Origin of the sequence: Corynebacterium sp., assembly GCF_012837295.1 — a bacterium.
In the GTDB taxonomy this organism is placed as follows: domain Bacteria; phylum Actinomycetota; class Actinomycetes; order Mycobacteriales; family Mycobacteriaceae; genus Corynebacterium.
The window spans coordinates 1-3,342 of record NZ_DURI01000158.1; the positions used below are offsets into that span (position 1 = coordinate 1).

The following is a 3,342-nucleotide window of genomic DNA, read 5'->3' on the forward strand; positions in this document are numbered from 1 at the left end:
CTGGGACAGGCCGCGACGACGCTGTCGGGTGGCGAGGCGCAGCGCGTGAAGCTGGCCGCCGAGCTGCAGAAGCGCTCCAACGGGCGGACGGTGTACATCCTCGACGAGCCGACCACGGGCCTGCATTTCGAGGACATCCGCAAACTCATGCTCGTCCTGCAGGGCCTGGTGGACAAGGGCAACACGGTCATCGTCATCGAGCACAACCTCGACGTGATCAAGTCCGCCGACTGGATCATCGACATGGGCCCCGAGGGAGGCGCCGGCGGCGGCACGGTGGTCACCCAGGGCACGCCGGAGGACGTCATCGAGGTCGAGGCGTCGCACACGGGGCAGTACCTCAGGCCGCTGCTCCCGGGCCAGAGCCAGGAGTCGTAGGCGGCTCGACCAGGGCTGCGCGACTAGGACGGCGAGGGCCGCCCCCAATCATCGGGGGTCTCCCCGGCGTCGGCGTGTCCGTCGGCCGTGGCCGGCGCTCGCCCGGCCGTGACCGTGGCATGGGCATCCGAGATCTTTTTGGCCCCTTTGGCCTCTTTGCCCTCGGAGAGATCGGCGTTGCGGTCGCGCAGGCTGCGTGCGACGACCATGCCGAGCATGAGCAGGCCGCACAGCAGGAACGCGGACACCCGCGTCAGGCCGCTCATGGCCTGCATGTCGTAGAACACCAGCTTCAGCACCGCCACGGTGGCGATGACCAGCGACGCCGCCATGTTGGCGTCGACGTTGTGGCGCTTCGGCGCGAGCATCATCCAGGCGGCGGCGATCATCCACCCGATGGAGACCAGCACGTGGGCGAGGCTGAACCGCACGCCGGCCGTGGTCAGCACGATGATCACGGGCACTGCGGTGAGCAGCAGACCGAGTAGGGCCGCGCCCTTCTCGAACATTTCGGCCCGGTCGCGTCGAGCCACCAGCACCGCGATCAGGCCTAGTGCCATGACCCCGATCAACAGTGCGGACAGCGTGACATTCGGGACGTCGAGGGCGTCGATGCGGAAGCGGTGCTCGAGCAGGTACGACGGTGCGAACATGGTCAGCACCAACGCCGCGGTGTTGGTGACCAGGGCGACGGCCGTCCAAAGGACGACGAGGACCTTGCCCAGCTGCGACGGCCGGAAAACGTGGACCCAGATGAACGCCGCGACCAAGATCAGCGCGGGCATGCGGGTCCACGACCCGTCCGAATCCATGCTGCCCAGATGCAGGGCGGGCCATGCGGCGGAGATGAAGCCCGCCCACCGCACCGCGTTCATGCGCGGGTCGGTGCGTGCCTTCCATGGGCCGAAACCGGCCACGCCGATGGCCAGTCCGAGCACCAAAGCAACCGTTGGCGCGAACGTCGGCCCGGGGCCCAACGCGGACAACAACGGCGCCGTCGTCCAGGCGAGGAAATACAGGGGGAGCAGGCCCAGGCCGCGCTGTTCGGCGGCTCCCGGGACGGGCATGACGAGTGCCCACTGTTCCGGGCCCGATCGTTCGCGTTGCGCGGGCTCGACTCCGACGGTTCCTTCCACCCCCTCGGTCACGTCGTCGTCGAGGAATTCGCGGACCGCAAGCGCGACGCCGGCGGCGATGAACGCGGCCACCGCCAGCCACCCGGGTTCGGCCGTGCCGAGGACCCCGATGGAGCCGATCAGGTAGAGGACGACGGCGGTCATGGAGACGACCCCGCGGTGTTCCCGGTCGTGCCAGGCCCAGGCTGCGGCGACGGATGGGACGAGGACGAGCACGATGACATCGAAGGCGTCACCCATGCGCGGCCACACGGTGATCGATGCGGCGATGAAGGAGATGACGAAACCGACCATCAGGAATGCGACGGATTTACATGCCCTGGCGCCGAGGAAGCCCAGCCCCATGACGGCGAGCACCACCACCGTACCCAGCCAATTCGGCCACCATTCCAGGCCGTGGACAAGCACCGCGGTGGTGATGTGCGAGGTGATCACCACCGCCGCGCCCGAGGCGGTGACGCCCGCGTTGCCAGGGTTCTTCCGGTGGACCACGACCGCAGCCACGGCGAGGACGACGGCCAGCGAGTAGGCGAGGATCACGCGGCCGAGCGGGCCGAGCAGGCCCGACTGGATGGCGAACGCGACCAGCAAGATGATGCCCGACACGGTGATCAGGGCGCCGACCGCCGCGGTGACCTTCAACACCAGCTTCTCGTCGTTCCACCACGGTTCCGTCCGGGTCCGCGGCCTCACGTGTACCTGCTGCTGCGGCAGCGGCCCGTGCGGCGGTTGCGCGGGCCCGGGCCGGGGACCTGGTTGGGGAGCCGGCCGGGGACCTGATCGAGGACCTGGCCCGGGCCCCATCGCCGGTTGCGGTGACATCGGGCGGGGGACCTCGCCGCCCATCGGCCCGATTGGCCCCGATGGCCCCGTCGGCTCCGGCCGGAATCGTTGGCCGGGCCGCGGCGGCGTCTGTGCGGGGCCGGGCGGGGGAGTCGGCCGATCCGGGAAACGGGGGGAGGGTCGGGTGGCCGGCCGGGTGCGATCCTCCTGCGGCGCGGCCGGCCCCTGCTCATCCAGTTCCCCCCGGATGCCCTTCGCCGCCGAAGCAACGCGCTCGGCCGCATCGGCCAGATCCGTCAGTGCGGCGGCCAATTCCCTATTGCGGTCATCGGGCGTAGTCATGGGCCCGACGATACTTTCGCCCCGCCGATCATGCCTGGCGACTGTCCGTCGGAAAGCGCGAAACCCGCCGCCGGATCGTTCCGGGACGGGTTCCTTGCTTGGCGACGGCCCGCGCAGGGGCCGTGTGCCGCGGCTTTTAACGCACGGCTACTTCTTCGCGCCTACTTCTTCACGACGGTGATGGACCATTCGGCGTCGCCGACGACCTTGAAGTCCTTCACGCCGTGGCCCTCGGTGGCGGCCCAGCGCGGGATGGACTCGGTGCCCTGGGTGCAGTCGAAGCCGATGACCAGCTCGTCGCCGGTATTCAGCTCCTCCATCTTCTGCTTCGCCTCGATGAGGGGGAAGGGGCAGACTTCGCCGTTGGTTTCGAGAATGTGGGTGGCCATGTGATGGGTCCTTTCGGAAAAGTGCGGGGAAATGCGGGGGATTACGCGTTGACCTTGACGGTCTCGGCGTCGGTCTTGTCGGTGGCGGTCTCGACGTCGTTCGAACCCTTGCGGGACAGCGAGGCGCGGACCGAGGCGGGCAGCAGGGGCTTGCGCATCAGGTAGATGCGGGCGGCCAGGCCGGCGCCCAGCGCCATGGCGGCGAGGGCGATCCAGCCCTGCCAGGAGAACAGGCCGGTGTTGACCATGCCGTTGCCGACGGTGCAGCCGCCGGCCAGCACGGCGCCCACGCCCATGAGGACGCCGCCGCCGAC

3 protein-coding genes and 1 pseudogene are annotated in these 3,342 nt (G+C 69.4%); 1 reads left to right on the top strand and 3 read right to left on the bottom strand.

Annotated elements, in window-relative coordinates:
- Window positions 1-378, top strand: a pseudogene (locus GX015_RS05430) (excinuclease ABC subunit A); the annotation flags it as partial.
- 23 nt (window positions 379-401) lie between these two features.
- Here the strand turns inward: GX015_RS05430 and GX015_RS05435 are convergent.
- The 3 genes from GX015_RS05435 to GX015_RS05445 form a co-directional block, all read right to left on the bottom strand.
- The gene (locus GX015_RS05435; protein ID WP_291343398.1) at window positions 402-2,207 is read right to left on the bottom strand and encodes a hypothetical protein; all 1,806 of its coding nucleotides are present in this window, start codon (window positions 2,205-2,207) and stop codon (window positions 402-404) included.
- Window positions 2,208-2,800: 593 nt separating this feature from the next.
- On the bottom strand, window positions 2,801-3,028 hold the full coding sequence (locus tag GX015_RS05440) for a sulfurtransferase TusA family protein (RefSeq protein ID WP_102212233.1): 228 nt from the start codon (window positions 3,026-3,028) through the stop codon (window positions 2,801-2,803).
- Between the two features lie 41 nt (window positions 3,029-3,069).
- On the bottom strand, window positions 3,070-3,342 hold a 273-nt coding region (locus tag GX015_RS05445), incomplete at its 5' end, for a YeeE/YedE thiosulfate transporter family protein (RefSeq protein ID WP_291343401.1).

What these genes read in the sequence shown, in the direction of transcription:
- GX015_RS05440 (WP_102212233.1), bottom strand. Translation starts at nt 3,028, where the DNA reads ATGGCCACCCACATTCTCGAAACCAACGGCGAAGTCTGCCCCTTCCCC.